We start from the raw sequence: 17854 nt of genomic DNA, 5'->3' as shown, positions 1-17854 counted from the left end.
CCTTCATGAAACGTCAATGGCTATTCCTTCTTCTTTTCACCGCTACCCTAACCCTCAGCGCTCAGGAACGCGTTTTCCCGCTCGTTAAAGACTATGGTGGCATCTTCGACATTCCTTCTGCTACTATGAAACCTGACCCGACTCAGGTCTATAAAATCGTGGTTGATGTTTACACTGGTGCTAAAGAGCCAACGGAGCTTGCCTCAGGCCTCAACAACGTAGCCCGGATGCTCAATCTTCACGTGGTGGGCGGTGTACCACCGGGTAAGCTTGACGTTGTCCTGGCGATTCACGGTGGTGCCACTTTTAGCGTACTTGACAATGACAGCTACCGCAAAAAGCATGGAGTCGACAACCCTAACATTGGTCTGATCAAAGCACTGAAGGACGCCGGTGTTCGCCTGACCGTCTGTGGCCAATCTCTCCTCGGCCGGGAAATCCCCCTTTCCGCCGTCAACCCTGACGTAGAAGTAGCTACCTCAATGCTGACTACCGTCAGCACCTATCAATTGAAGGGCTACGCTGTTTTTAAGTTTTAAGCTGGCGCTTAACAGCTATAGTGTAATCACTCTTTTACGCCCCGCTCCCGTAGTAAAACCCTAATTCTCGTCCCAAGCCTTCCGGCAAAACGGGCAAGGACGATCTTGGGATTAACAACGAAGATATATTATGCAGATCTTTAAAGATCTTATGCTTTTCGGCTGTTTTGGCCAGGTAGTCGTGTCCGGAGGAACCGCCCGTCCCGATCTTGTTCCCAATCATCCGCATTACCATCTGAGCGTGACGGTAGCGCCAGGTGGTGAGCAATTCATCAATGTTCATCAGCTCGGTCAGCAGGTTAAAGGGAATACTCAAAATAGGCTTTTCCCGGTATAAATTGATGAGTAGCGCCGCAATCGTGGCATTGTAGGATAAACGGCATTCCCCCTCCGCTATCATCCGCTCATGCTCTTCCCGCGAAAGAACGTGCTTGAAATAACTATTACTGTCTCCGACCATCCGAAGACGCATTTCTTTCATTTTTGGCGGGATGTATTCGCTGGCCCTAATGGCCGCCTGCTCCTTGGTGACCATTTCGTCAACGGCTTTCTTGTAAGCGGTCAGAAAATCAAAGCCTTCAAACCGTAGAAAGGGGGTGCGCTCCAGCCAACCCTCCACTAATTCAAACAGGCTTCCGCCCTCTTCAATGGCTGTGAGGCGTGCCGTTTGCTCTTCGTTGAAGACAATTTTGTAAGACTTACCGTGGTAAGTCATCCGGTCTTCCTCCCGCAACCCCAGCGTTGACTCAATCATCCGAAACTGCATGCTTTGAAAACCCGATGCCGGAAACAGAAAATCGCGGAACTCCAGAAAATCAAGCGGCGTCATCGTCTCCATCGTCTTGATCTGCTCAATCATCAGGTCAATGATGACCGATACCCGCTGAAGGCGTAGTAGTACCGTTTGCATATTATCAGCGTTCACCGTTTCTGTCCGGAACATTCCACAGACGGAATCCAACTCATGTAAGATTTGCTTGAACCACAACTCATACACCTGGTGCATAATGATGAATAGCGTCTCGTCGTGCGCCGCTTTGCCCAGAGCGGCACTGCGTTCTTTTTGTAAAGACAGCAGAGCATCCAACTCCAGGTAATTGTGATAATGAACGGTAGAGTATTTTTCATTGGCCATAGGGCGAAGATAGGGTGCGTACCATTAGGTCTGACCCAGTGATGATTTTGTAATCAGCCCCTGCTTTTTCATCTATCCCTCAACCAAAAACGCCCCGCCAACCTAAGTCAGCGGGGCGTTCCCTTTTCTAATCTGTATCGGAATCGGAGTCTTATTCAGCAGACTCAACCTCGCCGGAAGTCTCCGCACTTACGGCAGAAGCTTCTTCGGCGGCACGTGCAGCAGCCTCTTCCTCAGCGAAAGCAGCCTGACGGGCTTCCCACTGATCCTGAGCCTCCTGCGTCGTAACGAACAGGCGATCGTACTTACGCATACCGGTACCGGCGGGGATTCGCTTACCAACGATAACGTTTTCTTTCAGGCCCTCCAGGTAGTCGCGCTTGGCGGCAATGGCGGCAGTAGAAAGAACTTTCGTCGTCTCCTGGAAGGATGCGGCAGAAATCCAGCTCGGCGTACCGAGGGAAGACTTCGTAATACCCTGCAGCAGCGGGAAGCTGGTAGCAGCCTGGGCGTCGCGGAAAGTCATCGTCTTCAGATCTTCCCGCTTCAGGCGGCTGTTCTCTTCGCGGACTTCACGCATCGTTACGATCTTACCAGCACGGAAGGTTTCACTCTCTCCGGCGTCCGTAATGACTTTCTTGTCGTAAATCCAGTCATTCTGCTTAAAGAATTCGTAGCGCTCAACGGCTTCTCCTTCGAGGAAAGTAGTATCTCCCTGGTCCACGATCTGAACACGACGCATCATCTGACGCACAATGGCTTCAATGTGCTTGTTGTTGATCGTGATACCCTGCGAACGGTAAACTTCCTGTACACCGTTAACCAGGTAGGTCTGTACGGCGAATGGGCCTTTAATGTTGAGGATATCCCGTGGAGCAATCGCACCATCAGAGAGTGGCATACCTGCCCGAACGAAATCCTGGTCCTGCACAAGAATGTGCTTACTCAGGTTGATCAGGTACTTACGCTTCTGACCATCCTTCGCTTCCACGATTAGCTCGCGGTTACCACGCTTGATCTTCTTGGAGAAGGTAACGATACCGTCAATCTCAGATACAACGGCAGGGTTACTTGGGTTACGCGCTTCGAAAAGCTCCGTTACCCGCGGCAGACCACCGGTGATATCCGCAATCTTACCACCCTTCCGTGGAATCTTGACGATTTTCTCACCCGTCTTCACTTCAGCACCATCTTCAATGCTGATGTAGGCACCTACCGGCAGGTTGTACTGGCGGAGTTCCTCACCATCTTTGTTGACGATGGTAATCGTCGGAATTTTCTTACGATCCCGGGTCTCGATCACCACCTTCTCGGTGTAACCAGTCTGGTCATCCCGCTCCGTACGGAAGGTTACCCCTTCGTCAATGTCGGAGAAACGGGCGATACCGTTGAATTCAGAAACGATAACGGCATTGTAGGGGTCCCACTCAACGATCAGGTCATTCTTCTTAAGAATCTGACCTTCCTGAATGTGCAAGGTACCACCGTAAGGAATGTGCTGAGTAGTGAAGATCTTATTCGTCTCCTCATCTACGATCCGGATTTCACCGGAGCGAGAAAGAACAACGTTCTGCTTCTCTCCCATCTCGTTCTCAGACTCAACGGTGCGGATATCGTCAAACAATACCTTACCGTTAAACTTAGAACGGAGCTCAGACTCCTGGCGGGTTACCGAGGCAATACCACCTACGTGGAAAGTACGCAGTGTCAGCTGGGTTCCCGGCTCACCGATGGACTGAGCAGCAATGATACCAACGGCATCACCCATCTCCGCCTTACGGCCGGTTGCCAGGTTCTTACCGTAGCACTTGGCACATACACCACGCTCAACCTCACAGGTGAGGACGGAACGGATAGTTACTTCTTCCACACCTTCCCGCTCAATGTAGGCTGCGGTTTTACCGTTGATGTACTCATCGGCCGCAACGATTACCTCGTCGGTTACGGGGTGGAGAATGTCTTCGAGGGCATAGCGGCCGGCAATCCGGCTTTCCAGACTCTCGATCACTTTGTCGTTCTCCTTAAGGGCAGAAGTGTCGATACCTCGAAGGGTTCCACAATCCGCCGTCATTACTACAACATCCTGTGCAACGTCTACCAGACGACGCGTCAGGTAACCGGCATCCGCCGTCTTCAGGGCCGTATCGGCCAGTCCCTTACGGGCACCGTGCGTAGAGATAAAGTATTCCAGTACGGAAAGACCATCTACGAAGTTGGAGAGGATCGGGTTTTCGATCACCGCAGGGCCGGCATCATTAGACTTCTTCGGCTTGGCCATCAGTCCACGAAGACCACACAACTGCTTAATCTGCTGCTGAGAACCACGGGCACCGGAGTGAAGCATCATGTATACAGAGTTGAAGCCTTGCTTGTGCTCGGCCAGTTCCTCCATCAGAGTGCTGGTAATCTGGTTATCCGCGTACGTCCACTTATCAATGATCTGGTTGTAGCGTTCGTTGTTCGTGATCAGACCCATGTTAAAGTTGTCCATCACCTCGTCCACGTCAACGCGGGCCTGGGTAAGGACTTTCTGCTTAACGGAAGGAGTGATCAGGTCACCAAGGTTGAAAGAAAGACCACCTTTGAATGCCCAACGGAAGCCCATATCCTTGATCTTGTCAAGGAAGATAGCCGTAACGGCAAAGCTGGTCCGATCGATGATATCACCAATCACCTTCTTCAGGTTCTTTTTGGTCAGCAGAACATTCTGGAAAGGTACCGTAGTCGGCATCGCACTGTTGAAGATCACCCGGCCACAAGTGGTCTCGGTCAGCTTCGTTACCAGTTTCGTATTGCCTTCTTCATCCTTTACTTCAACGGGGACGCGGACACTGATCTTAGCGTGCAGGTCAAGCTTGCCCTCGTTGTAAGCAATCATCACTTCCTCGGGGCTGTAGAAACGACGGCCCTCACCAGGTACGGGGCGCTCGGCAGTACCGGTCCGCTCCTTAGTGATGTAGTACAGACCCAATACCATATCCTGCGAAGGCAGTGTCACCGGCGTACCGTTCTGCGGGTTCAGCATGTTGTGAGCCGAAAGCATCAGCACCTGGGCTTCCAGAATAGCAGCCTGACTCAATGGCACGTGAACGGCCATCTGGTCACCGTCAAAGTCGGCGTTAAAGGCCGAACAAACGAGTGGGTGCAGCTGGATCGCCTTGCCCTCAATCAGCTTCGGTTGGAAGCTCTGAATGGACAGACGGTGAAGCGTCGGTGCCCGGTTCAACATCACGGGGTGTCCTTTGAGAATGTTCTCCAGGATTTCCCAGATTACGGGCTCTTTACGGTCTACCAATTTCTTGGCGGACTTTACCGTCTTCACGATACCACGCTCAATGAGCTTACGGATCACGAAGGGCTTGAAGAGCTCAGCTGCCATTCCTTTAGGAATACCACATTCGTGCAGCTTCAGCGTCGGGCCTACAACAATAACGGAACGACCGGAGTAGTCAACACGCTTACCGAGGAGGTTCTGACGGAAACGTCCCTGCTTACCCTTCAGGATATCAGAGAGCGACTTCAGGGCACGACCACCTTCAGCCTTTACGGCGTTAGACTTACGGCTGTTGTCGAAGAGACTGTCTACAGCCTCCTGCAGCATCCGCTTTTCGTTTCTCAGGATCACTTCCGGAGCTTTGATCTCCAACAGACGCTTAAGGCGGTTGTTACGGATGATCACACGACGGTAGAGATCGTTGAGGTCAGAAGAAGCGAAGCGACCACCGTCCAGTGGTACCAGCGGGCGCAGTTCCGGTGGAACTACGGGCAGGTATTGGATGATCGTCCATTCGGGCTTGTTCACGATGTGCTTCTGCGCATCACGGAAAGCCTCCACTACGCGGAGACGCTTGAGGGCCTCGCTCTTACGCTGCTGACTCGTCTCGGTGCTGGCCTGGTGGCGCAGTTGATCACTGAGGCTGTCAAGCTCAAGGCCTTCGAGAAGGTCACGAACGGCTTCGGCGCCCATTTTGGCGACGAACTTGTCCGGGTGACCGTCTTCGAGCTGCTGATTCTCGATTGGCAGCGTCTCGAGAATATCGAGGTACTGTTCTTCGGTAATCAGTGCTTTGTGGTGAATCTCATCACTTTCCCGGATACCGGGATTGATGACCACGTAGCGTTCGTAGTAAATAATGCTTTCCAGATTCTTGGAGCTAAAGCCAAGGAGGTAAGCAATTTTGTTAGGTAAGCTCTTGAAGAACCAGATGTGAACAACCGGTACGACGAGGCGGATGTGCCCCATACGCTCCCGGCGAACCTTCTTCTCGGTTACTTCAACTCCACAACGGTCACAAACGATACCCTTATAGCGGATACGCTTGTACTTACCACAGTAACATTCGTAATCTTTGACCGGGCCAAAGATCCGCTCACAGAAAAGACCATCACGTTCCGGCTTGTAGCTACGGTAGTTGATCGTCTCAGGCTTCAATACTTCACCAAAGCTGCGCTCCAGGATCTCGTCCGGGCTTGAGAGGCTAATGGTGATAGAATCGAAGTCCTGCTTCTGGATGCTATTTGTCTTTTTGAATGCCATATTTCTTTTTATAAGGAAGGCTTTGGTGGCGCGGCCGCAGGTGCAGAGTAAGTTGTACTGCCGACTTCAGTCGGCATCCGCCGGCTGAAGCCGGCGGTACAAACAAACATTGCACCTGCGTTCGCGCCAAAAAAGCTAACTTTTCAAAAATGTGATCCTCCTCCGTCTGAGGAAGATCGTTTCCCGCTGCGCTTAGTCGAATTTCACGTCTAGCGCCAGTCCACGAAGCTCGTGTACCAATACGTTGAACGACTCCGGAATGTTAGGCTCCGGCAGGTTATCGCCCTTAACGATGGCCTCGTAGGCCTTGGCGCGTCCCTGAATGTCATCCGACTTAATGGTGAGCAGCTCCTGCAGGATATTGGCGGCACCGAAGGCCTCCAATGCCCACACCTCCATCTCGCCGAAGCGCTGGCCACCGAACTGTGCCTTACCACCCAGCGGCTGCTGAGTAATGAGACTGTAGGGGCCGATGGAACGAGCGTGCATCTTATCGTCAACCATGTGGCTGAGCTTAAGCATGTAGATCACCCCTACCGTCGCCTGCTGGTGGAAACGGTCACCCGTTTCACCATCAAAGAGGTAAGTCTGACCCAAGCTGGGCAGCTTTGCCTGCTGGATGTATTCTTCGATCTCATCCTGGCTCGCACCGTCAAAGATCGGCGTGCCGAACTTCATGCCGAGCTTCTCACCGGCCCAACCAAGAACCGTTTCGAAAATCTGGCCCAGGTTCATCCGCGAGGGTACACCCAGTGGGTTCAGAATGATATCAACCGGCGTACCGTCTTCCAGGAATGGCATGTCCTCATCACGAACGATGCGGGATACAATACCCTTGTTACCGTGACGGCCGGCAAGCTTATCACCAACCTTCAGCTTACGCTTCTTAGCCAGGTAAACCTTAGCGAGCTTAAGTACACCTGCGGGCAGTTCATCACCAACGCTGATGTTAAACGTTTCACGCTTGTAGCGACCAACTTCCTCGTTTACCTTGATGCTGTAATTGTGCAGCAGGCGGGCGATGAGTTGGTTGAGGTCCTCGCTGGTCGTCCAACCGGTGTAATCAATTGACGTAAAGTCGAGGTCACGCAGCAGAGACTGAGTAAACTTCTCTCCTTTCGGTACAACGGGCTCGTTGTAGATCGTATTAACTCCCTGGCTTGCGCGACCGCGCACCAGTTTGTCCAGTTTATCAACCAGCAGTGTCTTGAGCTTATTCAGGTTCACCTTGTGCTCATCCTCCAGTTTCTGGAGCTTGATCTTTTCGGCGTCCTTCTGGCTCTGGTCTTTCTTGGTCTTGCTAAAGAGGTCCTTACCAATTACCACTCCTTTCAGAGAGGGGCTGGCTTTCATGGAAGCATCCTTTACGTCACCAGCTTTGTCACCAAAGATGGCACGAAGAAGTTTCTCTTCCGGAGTAGGATCACTTTCTCCTTTCGGGGTAATCTTACCGATCAGGATGTCGCCTTCCTTAACCCAGGCACCGACACGGATAATACCGTTCTCGTCCAGGTCTTTGGTGGCTTCCTCACTGACGTTAGGAATGTCATTGGTCAGTTCTTCCTCTCCCAGTTTGGTGTCGCGCACGTCCATTTCGAAGTGCTCGATGTGAAGGGAGGTAAAGACGTCTTCGCGGACAACGCGCTCAGAGAGTACGATGGCATCCTCGAAGTTGTATCCTTTCCAGGGCATGAAGGCAACCTTCATGTTCTGTCCAAGCGCCAGCTCTCCTTTTTCCGTAGCGTAGCCATCACAAAGGATCTGTCCCTTCTTCACCTTCTGTCCTTTACGAACAATCGGCTTGAGGTTAACACAAGTACCCTGGTTAGTACGCAGGAATTTGGTCAGAACGTAGGTTACGCGGTCATCGTCGAAGGAAACCAGACGGTCTTCATCCGTCCGCTCATAGCGAACGATGATCTCGTTTGCGTCAACGTATTCTACAACACCTTCGCCTTCGGCGTTAATGAGCATCCGGCTATCCCGGGCTACTTTACCTTCCAAACCAGTACCCACAATCGGGCTGGAGGGGCGGAGCAGTGGAACGGCCTGGCGCTGCATGTTCGAGCCCATCAGGGCACGGTTGGCATCATCGTTCTCCAGGAAAGGAATCATGGAAGCCGACACCCCAACAATCTGGTTAGGGGCAACATCCATGTACTCAATCTCAGAAGGTTCGAGCACGGGGAAGTCACCGTGGTCACGAGCTTTTACCCGATCACTGACAAAAGCACCTTTCTCGTTAATTTCAGAGTTAGCCTGGGCAATCTTCTTGAAATCTTCGCCCTCAGCACTCAGGTAGATAGGCTCACCTTTCATCACCACCTGTGCGTCTTCGACGGCACGGTAAGGTGTTTCCAGGAAGCCCATTTTGTTCACCTTGGCGTGTACACAGAGGGTAGAGATCAGACCAATGTTAGGTCCTTCCGGTGTTTCAATCGTACAGAGACGGCCGTAGTGGCTGTAGTGAACGTCACGCACCTCGAAACCTGCACGCTCACGACTCAGACCACCAGGTCCAAGAGCGGAAATCCGCCGCTTGTGGGTGATTTCAGAAAGCGGGTTGGTCTGGTCGAGGAACTGGCTCAACTGGCTGGTACCGAAAAAAGAGTTGATAACGCTGGACAGAGTCCGGGCATTGATCAGATCAATCGGGGTAAAGACTTCGTTGTCACGAACGTTCATCCGCTCACGGATCGTCCGGGCCATACGGGCCAGACCGACACCAAACTGAGCGTAGAGCTGCTCACCCACCGTACGAACACGGCGGTTACTGAGGTGATCGATATCATCGATCTCAGCGCGCTGGTTCATCAAAGCAACGAGGTACTTAACGATAGCGATGATGTCTTCCTTGGTTAATACCAGAATTTCATCATCCGTTCCTGCCTGAAGCTTACGGTTGATCTTGTAGCGTCCTACTTCACCGAGGTTATAGCGCTTATCACTAAAGAAGAGCTTGTCGATGATACCACGGGCAGTTTCCTCATCTGGTGGATCACTGCCGCGAAGTTGACGGTATATATACTGTACGGCTTCAATTTCAGAGCTGGACGGATCTTTCTGAAGCGTGTTGTAGATGATGCTGTAGTCCATACCAACATCTTCCTTCTGCAGAATGATGTTTTCAATGCCATCAGCAGCAAGGATGTCCTCGATGTTATCTTCCGTGAGCACGGTATCACGCTCGAGAATGATCTCATTACGCTCCAGGATAACAAGCTCACCGGTGTCTTCGTCTACAAAGTCTTCCGTCCAGGCGCGCAGCACACGTGCGGCCAGCTTACGGCCGATGGCCGTAGTGAGTGCTTCCCGGGTGTTGGGCACTTCATCCGCCAGACCAAAGAGGTCAAGGATTGATTTATCGCTATCAAAACCGATAGCACGAAGCAGCGTGGTAACGGGGAACTTTTTCTTCCGGTCAATGTAGGCATACATCACCGTATTGATATCGGTAGCAAATTCCATCCAGGCCCCTTTGAAGGGGATTACTCTGGCCGAGTAAATGGCCGTACCGTTCGGGTGGAAGTTCTGACCAAAGAATACACCGGGGCTACGGTGAAGCTGAGATACAATCACCCTTTCAGCACCGTTGATAACAAAGGTACCCTTGGGGGTCATGTAAGGGATGTTTCCAAGAAATACATCCTGCTCGATGGTCTTAAAGTCAACGTGCTCCTCGTCATTACAAGACAAACGAAGCTTAGCCTTCAGCGGTACGCTGTAGGTAAGTCCTCTTTGCATACACTCAGGAATGGTGTAGCGGGGAGGGTCGACGAAATAATCGAGAAATTCCAGGTTGAAGATATTCCGGGTATCGGAAATCGGGAAGTTTTCCTGAAAGACTCGGTATAAACCTTCTAAAGCCCGGTTTTCGGGCGTGGTTTCGAGTTGGAAGAACTCCTGGAAAGATTTTAATTGGATTTCAAGAAGATCGGGAGAATGATCTGTAAGCTTAATCTTACCGAAGCTCACCCGTTGCTCTTCGGCGTTAAGGATCTGGCCGTTTGACGTCATTAGCAGTTTTCCTTTATATTGTGCCCAGATGCAAACCGTCCGCGGTGGGTCTGATCTGAGATGATTTATAGGGGGCCGGGCGCGTTTGCCCGGGCGGGAGTAGGGAATGCGAATTGATAAGACAATTTTTATCCCTAAAAAGTTTCACCGAACCGGCAATTCTTTATACGCAAATAGCTTAGCCAGACAATCCGTCTGCTAAGCTGCTAAAAGGCGTTAGTTAACACCTCTTAAAACAAGAATTAGTGGGGGCGAGGCCGAGGCTTCGCCCCCATCTATTTCTTGGGTAGGGAACTGAATTACTTCAGTTCAACCGTAGCACCAGCTTCTTCAAGAGCAGCTTTGATGCTTTCGGCTTCATCCTTGGCAACGCCTTCCTTAATCGTAGCGGGAGCACCGTCAACCAGTTCTTTAGCTTCTTTGAGGCCAAGACCGAGGAGTGACTTAACTTCCTTCACCACCTTGAGCTTGCTGCCACCGGCAGATTCAAGAACGATGTCGAAGTCAGTCTTAGCAGCAGCAGCTTCATCACCACCACCTCCACCACCACCGGCGACGGCGACAGCTGCGGCAGCAGGCTCGATGCCATACTCATCCTTCATAATAGTTACGAGCTCGGTAACTTCCTTAATGGTAAGTCCTACGAGTGATTCGGCGATTGATTTTACATCTGCCATAATAAAAAAGTATTTAAAAGTGATTTACGAGTAGATCGCGTATATCAGCTTGGAAGCCAAATGGATTAATTCAAGCAGTCAAATGGTTAAGCAGGTTGCTCCTCTCAGGCGGGAAGCCCTGAAAACGCTTTTGATTATGCTTCGCGCTCTTCGAGCGTCTTGAGAATGCCAGCAATTTTGCTGCCGCCACTGTTGAGGGCACCAAGCAGGTTCTGCATGGGGCTCTGGAGAAGCGTAAGCACATCGGAGATCATTTCTTCGCGGGACTTTAGCTTAGCGAGAGCGTCAAGCTGTTCGTCACCGGTGTAAACGGAACTTGCGATGTAGGCGGCTTTCAGAATCGGACGTTCACCGTCCGCTCCACGGAATTCCTTGATCACTTTAGCGGGCGCATTGGCTACTTCCGTGAACATGATGGCCGTGGGGCCTTTAAGTGCGTCAAAAACGGCACTGTAGTTATTTTCCTCCGGCAGGGCCTCCAGCGCCTTACGGGCCAGAGTGTTTTTAACAACCTGCATGGAAATACCTTTCTCGAAGAGCATACCACGCAGTTCGGTGGTCTTCTCAGCGGTCATGGTAGAAGCGTCAGCGATGTAGAAAAACTCATTGTTCTCAAATCGCTCCTTGAGCTGCTCGATTGCCGCTCCTTTTTCTGTCTTAGTCATGGTAAGTTAGTTTGAGGGACGGTTAAGCAATGGTTTTCGGATCGATCTTGATACCTGGGCTCATGGTAGAGCACATGGTAACAGATTTCATGTAGGTACCTTTAGCACTGGATGGCTTCATCCGTACCAGAGTTCCCAGTAGTTCGTTAGCATTGTCCTTCAGCTGCTCGGGGGTGAACTCGACGCGACCGATGCTACTGTGAACGATACCGAACTTGTCTACCCGGAAGGCGATCTTACCACCCTTTACGTCAGCAATTGCCTGAGCTACGTCCATAGTTACCGTGCCCGTCTTAGGGTTTGGCATCAGGCCACGAGGACCAAGAACGCGACCAAGACGACCAACCTTTGCCATCGTCTGTGGCATTGCCACTACAACGTCGAAGTCGGTCCATCCGTCGTTTACTTTGGTTACCAGCTCATCGAGGCCGGCGAAGTCAGCACCCGCATCGAGTGCTTCCTGCTCCTTATCGGGAGTTACGAATGCCACAACGCGCTTGGTTTTTCCCGTGCCGTGAGGCAGGGTAACGGTACCACGCAGCGCCTGATCAGCCTTACGGGGGTCGATTCCGAGACGTACGTGTACGTCAACCGATGCATTGAACTTGGCAGTGTTGACCTTCTTTACAAGGGCCGTGGCCTCGGTGAGGCTGTACTGCTTGTCGACATCGACCTTTTCGGCAGCGGCTTTCCGTGCTTTACTAAGTTTTGCCATAATAATTAAAAATTTGAGGTAAATGACGCGCTTCCCTAAGGTTGCGCTCCCTTCTGCCAGACACCTTAAAGATGACCAGCGTTATGATTCTGATTTCGATCGTTCGTTGTGCCGAACGGAAGGCCTTGCGACTAAACGATTGGTTTAGTTAGCATCCCAGGGAGCATCACCGCTGATGGTGATACCCATGGAGCGAGCAGTACCCGCCACCATCTTCATTCCGCTTTCAACGGTGAAGCAGTTGAGGTCGACCATTTTGCTTTCTGCAATGGTCCGAACCTGATCCCAGGTTACACTACCAACCTTAATCCGGTTAGATTCCTGAGAGCCCTTCTTGAGCTTAGATGCTTCCAACAGCTGGATGGCCGCTGGTGGCGTCTTGATGATAAAGTCAAAAGACTTGTCTTTGTACACGGAAATAACAACCGGGAGAACTTTTCCCTGCTGATCCTGTGTAGCGGCGTTAAAGCGCTTACAGAATTCCATGATGTTGACTCCCTTGGCACCGAGAGCCGGACCTACCGGAGGAGCTGGGTTAGCACCACCACCGCGGACCTGTAATTTGATGAAAGTTTCTACTTCCTTAGCCATAGTAGCTTATTTGTGTCGTGCTGACGGAACAGAATGACGAGATCAGACCGTTCCTCCGACGTTTGGAATTATTCGGGGTATTAATTTATTGCTTCTCGACCTGCATGAAGTTGAGTTCAACTTCAGTGCCACGGCCAAAGATCTTTACGATCACTTTTAGCTTCTTCTTTTCTTCGTTTACTTCCTGGATATCGCCAACAAACTCGTTGAACGGGCCATCAATAATTTTGACCGTTTCACCTTCGATGAAGGGCTCGATCATCGTATCGGCAGCTTCCAGACTCTCGTCAACTTTACCGAGCAGACGGTTAGCTTCAGAGTCCCGCATCGGGATCGGCTCGCTTCTGCCGAGGAAGTGAATGACATTGGGCAGACTGGTAATCGCATCAACGAGTTCTGCGTTCAGTGCATAGGGATCTGCTTCTACAAGAATATACCCAGGAAGGATGTTACGATCAGAGATGACCTTCTTGCCACCACGGATTTTATATACCTTCTCCGTAGGCACGATGATCTTCATCACATGGTTTTCCCACTGATTGCGCTGAATCTCTTTCTCGATCCGCTCTTTGATCTTCTTCTCCTTACCGCTGATTACCCGCAGAGAGTACCACTTAGTTACTGCCATTATCCTTTTTTATCAGAGGCTTAGTCCGTAAACGAAATCAACGACAAACTGCCAAACCACATCCATAACGAAGATGAGCAGAGCAAAAATCGCCGAGCCTACAAGGACGAGGATAGTATTAGTCTGAAGGGTACCATAGCTAGGCCAGGTCACATTGTGAACCAGTTCGTTATAGCTTTCCCGCAGGTATAGTCCTAATTTGTCCATTTTTGTAATGTTTGCACGGGAGGAGAGATTACGCCCGACTGCGTCGGGCCGTGAGACCGCTTCGCTAAGTTCGAACTCCCAGCCGCTGATTTAGCTTCGCGGCTGCCTTCGGCAGTTGGAGGCTAAGTGCTGGGGGGAAGAAATCTTTCCTGCCTATTCTTTTAAATAATCCAGCTTCGTTAAGCCGGATATTTGCACGGGCGGAGAGACTCGAACTCCCAGCCGCTGGTTTTGGAGACCAGTGCTCTACCAATTGAGCTACGCCCGTAAATAAATTCAAACCTTACGTTCAAGGTCTGGGACCCAGCCTGATGGTTGCGCTGTTCGCGGCTGCCTTACGGCGGTTGGAGACAGTATGCTGACCATTGAGCTACGCCCGTAAATAAATTCAAACCTTACGTTCAAGGTCTGGGACCCAGCCTGATGGTTGCGCTGTTCGCGGCTGCCTTACGGCGGTTGGAGACAGTATGCTGACCATTGAGCTACGCCCGTAAATAAATTCAAACCTTACGTTCAAGGTCTGGGACCCAGCCTGATGGTTGCGCTGTTCGCGGCTGCCTTACGGCGGTTGGAGACAGTGTGCTGACCAATTGAGCTACGCCCGTAGATAAATTCAAACCTTACGTTCAAGGTTTGGGACCCAGCCTGATGGTTGCGCTGTTCGCGGCTGCCTTACGGCGGTTGGAGACAGTGTGCTGACCAATTGAGCTACGCCCGTAGATAAATTCAAACCTTACGTTCAAGGTTTGGGACCCAGCCTGATGGTTGCGCTGTTCGCGGCTGCCTTACGGCGGTTGGAGACAGTGTGCTGACCAATTGAGCTACGCCCGTAAATAAATTCAAACCTTACGTTCAAGGTCTGGGACCCAGCCTGATGGTTGCGCTGTTCGCGGCTGCCTTACGGCGGTTGGAGACAGTGTGCTGACCATTGAGCTACGCCCGTAAATAAATTCAAACCTTACGTTCAAGGTTTGGGAAGAGGATTTTACTCCTCAAGAGACATTTTGCGTCGCTAAGCGGCTGCAAAAGTACACAATTCCTAAGAAAGTGAAAGTTAAGTACCCGCAGTTAGGTACTTAACTTTCACAATAGGAAGACTTATAAGCCTGGGCGATAAAGCCCTAAGGCATATTAGTCGAGGATTTCAGTTACCTGACCGGCACCAACGGTACGGCCACCTTCGCGGATAGCGAAGCGGAGACCTTTCTCCATGGCGATCTCGTTGAGGAGAGTAACTTCCAGGGTAACGTTGTCACCTGGCATTACCATTTCAACGTTCTCAGGCAGCTTCACGTCACCAGTTACGTCCGTGGTACGGAAGTAGAACTGTGGGCGGTAGCCGTTGAAGAATGGCGTGTGACGGCCACCTTCGTCCTTAGAGAGAACGTATACCTCACACTTGAACTTAGTGTGTGGCTTTACGGAACCTGGCTTACAGATTACCATACCACGCTTGATAGCGGTCTTTTCAATACCACGAAGGAGGAGACCGGCGTTATCACCAGCTTCACCGCGATCGAGGATCTTACGGAACATCTCTACACCAGTGATGGTAGAAGAGAGCTTCTTGCCCGTTTCCTGCATACCGATGATATCAACGGCTTCACCTACGTTTACAACACCACGCTCGATACGTCCGGTAGCAACCGTACCACGACCAGTGATAGAGAATACGTCCTCAACAGGCATGAGGAAAGGAAGGTCAACCAGACGCTCTGGCTCAGGGATTTCAGCGTCAACGGCAGCCATCAGGTCTTGAACCTGCTTAACACCGTCAGCGTCTCCTTCGAGAGCCTTAAGAGCAGAACCAATTACGATGCTGGCATTGTCACCATCATAATCGTAAGCAGAAAGAAGTTCGCGAACTTCCATTTCTACGAGCTCAAGCATTTCTTCATCATCAACAAGGTCAGCCTTGTTCATGAATACTACGATATTAGGTACACCTACCTGACGAGCCAGGAGGATGTGCTCGCGCGTCTGAGGCATTGGGCCATCAGTAGCAGCTACTACAAGGATAGCACCGTCCATCTGAGCAGCACCCGTTACCATGTTCTTTACGTAGTCAGCGTGGCCGGGGCAGTCAACGTGAGCGTAGTGACGGTTAGCCGTCTCGTACTCAACGTGAGCCGTGTTAATCGTGATACCACGTTCCTTTTCTTCCGGAGCGGAGTCAATGCTGTCGTAAGACATTTTAGCAGCAGAACCAGCATCCGCAAGAACGGAAGTGATCGCAGCCGTAAGGGTAGTCTTACCGTGGTCTACGTGACCGATAGTGCCGATGTTTACGTGCGGCTTATCTCTGTTGAATGTTTCCTTAGCCATTTCAGCTTAAGCATTTAGGGGATTAAAAAACTAGTTTGGTCAGGGATGCGAACCGCACCCCGGCCGCCCCTTCTTCAGCGGATGCCGAAGATTAATTTTGTTACGATGTACCATCGTCTGAGCCAACGGTGAGATTTACTCCCAAGGTCGTGGTCGCTACGCTCTGCTGAACTAAGCGCCCCCAGAGAAGGCTACCCTTCCGCTGTCCCTATGAGCCAACGGTGAGATTTGAACTCACGACCCCTTCCTTACCATGGAAGTGCTCTACCCCTGAGCTACGTCGGCAAATGGTGATTTTGTCTAATTAGAAATCGCCGTTGCGATTTCTTTTAGAGCGGAAGACGAGGCTCGAACCCGCGACCCTCAGCTTGGAAGGCTGATGCTCTACCAACTGAGCTACTTCCGCTTGTAGATTGACAGACCTTTAAGTTACAAGATACACCACATGTTCCACCATGCAGCTCCGTATTACGGTAGTACCTCATAATTCATCACTTCTATCTTACCATCAATCTAATATGGTGTGGGGGTGGTAGGATTCGAACCTACTCAGCCGAAACATTGGATTTACAGTCCAACCTACCTCTCCAACTGTAGCGCACCCCCGGTGAAAATTTTCAGATTACTAACGAGGCCATGGCCTCCTAGAAATGAGAGCCGATAGACGGATTCGAACCGCCGACCAGCTGATTACAAATCAGCTGCTCTACCAGACTGAGCTATATCGGCTTAAATCAGTAATCTGAACCAGATTTTCAACTAAACTCTTGGTCGTTTTCCAAAAGCGATTGCAAAGGTAAGTCCTTTCTTACAATTGACAAAACAGTATGAATTTATTTTTTAGTTGCAGTTCATTCTTCTTTCTTTTTTTCCCCTTCCGGATGGGCCTGACGGTAGATTTCTCTAAGCCTTGCCACGTTATTGTGGGTGTACAGTTGAGTAGCAGATAAATTCGCATGACCCAATAATTCCTTTACTGCATTGAGGTCTGCGCCCCCTTCCAGCAAATGTGTAGCGAAAGTATGCCGCAAAACGTGTGGGCTCTTCCTTTCTTCAGTGGTAAAGTCTTCCAGGTATGTAACCACCGTATTGTAGACGAATTTTGGATAAATTTTTCGCCCACGGTCCGTCAGGAGCAAGGAATTAGTCTCCAAATCCGGAAAAGTAGTGGCACGCAGGCTCCCGTAAGCCTCCAAAATTTCCGTCAGACCGCCGCCCAGTGGAATCAAGCGCTGCTTATTCCCTTTTCCCAAAACGGTAAGCCGTCGGTTATCAAGATCGATGTCTGTTTCCGTAAGTCCGATCAGTTCCGCCCGGCGCATACCCGTCTGATACAATAAGGCGAGCAGAAGATGGTCCCTCAGCAAACCGAAATGAGTGTTTTGCGTAGGGTCCGGAAAGGCAGCAAAGAGACGTTTAAGGTCGGTCGCAGCGATGGTCGCCGGCAGGCGACGGCCCAGTTTAGGGGTAGGGATGCGGAGGGTGGGGTTTTCCTGCTGCTGCCCCCGCTGCTGACGGTAAGCATAAAAGGCTTTGAGCGCGGATAGCTTTCGACGGATGGAGGCAGCGGCCAAATCCTGCGTCATCAGACTGGCGAGCCACGCCTTGATGTGTTCGCGGCTAACCCCCTTGGGAGATGTAACGTCATATTCTTCCAGGCAGAAGGTCGCGAATTGGGACAGATCCCCCGAATAAGCCGTGACCGTATGCTCACTCAGACGACGCTGGTGGCGGAGATGCGCGAGAAACTCGTGGAAGTGCATGGGGGTGTAGTGTGATAGTAATAGTAGTAATGTTAGTTGGATAGTAGCTACCGTG

12 protein-coding genes and 5 tRNA genes are annotated in these 17854 nt (G+C 51.1%); 1 reads left to right on the top strand and 16 read right to left on the bottom strand.

The genetic code is table 11. The annotated features are described in order from the left end of the window. Positions 1–5: 5 nt before the first annotated feature. Complete coding sequence (locus tag BM123_RS11305) at positions 6–539, top strand: DsrE family protein (protein ID WP_090168408.1); 534 nt, start codon at positions 6–8, stop codon at positions 537–539. A 34-nt stretch (positions 540–573) separates the two neighbouring features. Here BM123_RS11305 and BM123_RS11300 read toward each other — a convergent pair whose 3' ends face one another. From BM123_RS11300 to BM123_RS11225, 16 genes are all read right to left on the bottom strand, one after another. Continuing rightward, the gene (locus BM123_RS11300; protein ID WP_090168405.1) at positions 574–1674 is read right to left on the bottom strand and encodes a tryptophan 2,3-dioxygenase family protein; all 1101 of its coding nucleotides are present in this window, start codon (positions 1672–1674) and stop codon (positions 574–576) included. A 151-nt stretch (positions 1675–1825) separates the two neighbouring features. Beyond that, the gene (gene rpoC, locus BM123_RS11295; protein ID WP_090168402.1) at positions 1826–6211 is read right to left on the bottom strand and encodes a DNA-directed RNA polymerase subunit beta'; all 4386 of its coding nucleotides are present in this window, start codon (positions 6209–6211) and stop codon (positions 1826–1828) included. A 192-nt stretch (positions 6212–6403) separates the two neighbouring features. Beyond that, positions 6404–10228: a DNA-directed RNA polymerase subunit beta gene (gene rpoB / locus BM123_RS11290; protein WP_090168399.1), complete on the bottom strand. Its 3825-nt coding sequence runs from the start codon at positions 10226–10228 to the stop codon at positions 6404–6406. A 299-nt stretch (positions 10229–10527) separates the two neighbouring features. Beyond that, the gene (gene rplL, locus BM123_RS11285; RefSeq protein ID WP_090168396.1) at positions 10528–10905 is read right to left on the bottom strand and encodes a 50S ribosomal protein L7/L12; all 378 of its coding nucleotides are present in this window, start codon (positions 10903–10905) and stop codon (positions 10528–10530) included. Positions 10906–11039: 134 nt separating this feature from the next. Then, positions 11040–11570 (bottom strand): 50S ribosomal protein L10, encoded by a 531-nt coding sequence (rplJ, locus tag BM123_RS11280; RefSeq protein WP_090168391.1) that lies wholly within the window; start codon positions 11568–11570, stop codon positions 11040–11042. Between the two features lie 22 nt (positions 11571–11592). Further along, positions 11593–12285, bottom strand: coding sequence for a 50S ribosomal protein L1 (rplA, locus tag BM123_RS11275; RefSeq protein ID WP_090168389.1), 693 nt, complete (start codon positions 12283–12285; stop codon positions 11593–11595). Between the two features lie 144 nt (positions 12286–12429). Next, positions 12430–12876, bottom strand: coding sequence for a 50S ribosomal protein L11 (rplK, locus tag BM123_RS11270; RefSeq protein ID WP_090168386.1), 447 nt, complete (start codon positions 12874–12876; stop codon positions 12430–12432). A gap of 85 nt (positions 12877–12961) precedes the next feature. Then, positions 12962–13504 (bottom strand): transcription termination/antitermination protein NusG, encoded by a 543-nt coding sequence (gene nusG, locus BM123_RS11265; protein ID WP_090168383.1) that lies wholly within the window; start codon positions 13502–13504, stop codon positions 12962–12964. Between the two features lie 12 nt (positions 13505–13516). Further along, positions 13517–13711: a preprotein translocase subunit SecE gene (gene secE, locus BM123_RS11260; RefSeq protein ID WP_090168380.1), complete on the bottom strand. Its 195-nt coding sequence runs from the start codon at positions 13709–13711 to the stop codon at positions 13517–13519. 195 nt (positions 13712–13906) lie between these two features. Then, positions 13907–13979, bottom strand: a tRNA-Trp gene (locus tag BM123_RS11255). A gap of 863 nt (positions 13980–14842) precedes the next feature. Beyond that, positions 14843–16036 carry an elongation factor Tu gene (tuf, locus tag BM123_RS11250; RefSeq protein WP_090168377.1) on the bottom strand — a complete coding sequence of 398 codons (1194 nt, stop codon included), beginning with the start codon at positions 16034–16036 and terminating at the stop codon, positions 14843–14845. A 213-nt stretch (positions 16037–16249) separates the two neighbouring features. Then, positions 16250–16321, bottom strand: a tRNA-Thr gene (locus BM123_RS11245). Positions 16322–16369: 48 nt separating this feature from the next. Then, a tRNA-Gly gene (locus tag BM123_RS11240) sits at positions 16370–16442 on the bottom strand. A gap of 118 nt (positions 16443–16560) precedes the next feature. Further along, a tRNA-Tyr gene (locus BM123_RS11235) sits at positions 16561–16642 on the bottom strand. A gap of 49 nt (positions 16643–16691) precedes the next feature. After that, positions 16692–16765, bottom strand: a tRNA-Thr gene (locus BM123_RS11230). Between the two features lie 122 nt (positions 16766–16887). Next, a complete protein-coding gene (locus BM123_RS11225; RefSeq protein ID WP_090168374.1) occupies positions 16888–17799 on the bottom strand; it encodes a tyrosine-type recombinase/integrase in 912 nt (303 codons plus the stop codon). Positions 17800–17854: the final 55 nt, after the last annotated feature.

Origin of the sequence: Neolewinella agarilytica (assembly GCF_900110645.1) — a bacterium.
Classification (GTDB): domain Bacteria; phylum Bacteroidota; class Bacteroidia; order Chitinophagales; family Saprospiraceae; genus Neolewinella; species Neolewinella agarilytica.
Note: the sequence above shows the minus strand (reverse complement) of the source record. Positions and strands in the feature narration are given on the sequence as shown.